Consider the following 806-nt stretch of genomic DNA (forward strand, 5'->3'; position numbering starts at 1 on the left):
GACCTAAGCGGCTTGATTGACGGTCCATTGGAAGTAGTTGCAAGCGCAACGGACAACAACGGCAACCCAATCACAGGCACAGACAGCGCTGAGTTGGATGCGATTGCAGCTGAAATAACAGTTGATACCACTGTCAACAATGAAACAGGTCTGATGGATATTGAAGGTACAACAATAGATGTGCCTGAAAACAGCACTGTCGAAATCACGATTACAGACAGTGTAGGGAATACCGTTACAACCCAAGCGAGTGTCAATGAGGACGGAAGCTATTCAGTTGAAAATGTTGATATTCGTGAGTTAGTCGATGGTGATTTAACGATTGATGCCAAAGCCATTGATAATAATGGTCAGGATGTCTTTGCTCAAACGAACGATGAACTGTTGTTAGTGGTAGAGCTTGCGATTGAGACATCGGGTTCACTCGAAGTCTTTGAAAAGTTCTTGTCTAATGGCTCAGCAGCAAATGACGGTGAACCGAAAGACAGTGGCAGTATTAGAATTACCACATCTCAAGGCATCCAGTCAGTCACCATTGCAGGTGTTGTGATTACCCTGGAAGCGCTGGAAGCGAGCAATGCATCGCCGATTAGCATCACCACACCAGAAGGTAACTTGGTTGAGATCGTTGGCTTTACACAAGTCAACGATAACGCTTACCAAGTTGATTACACGTTTGAGTTGTTAAACCCAGCATCACATCCTGAACAAGGAACAGATGAGTTGGCCAAAGAGCCAATCAGCTTGTCAGTCACGGATCAACGTGGAAATGTGGAAGGTTCTGAGGTAGAAGTCTCTATTGTTGA

At 45.0% G+C, this 806-nt stretch carries 1 protein-coding gene; it reads left to right on the forward strand.

Annotated elements, in window-relative coordinates:
* A partial coding sequence (locus F5971_RS18330; RefSeq protein WP_223116364.1) for a hypothetical protein occupies positions 1–806 on the forward strand: 806 nt, incomplete at both ends.

It is taken from the genome of Nitrincola alkalisediminis (assembly GCF_009821115.1).
GTDB lineage: Bacteria > Pseudomonadota > Gammaproteobacteria > Pseudomonadales > Balneatricaceae > Nitrincola > Nitrincola alkalisediminis.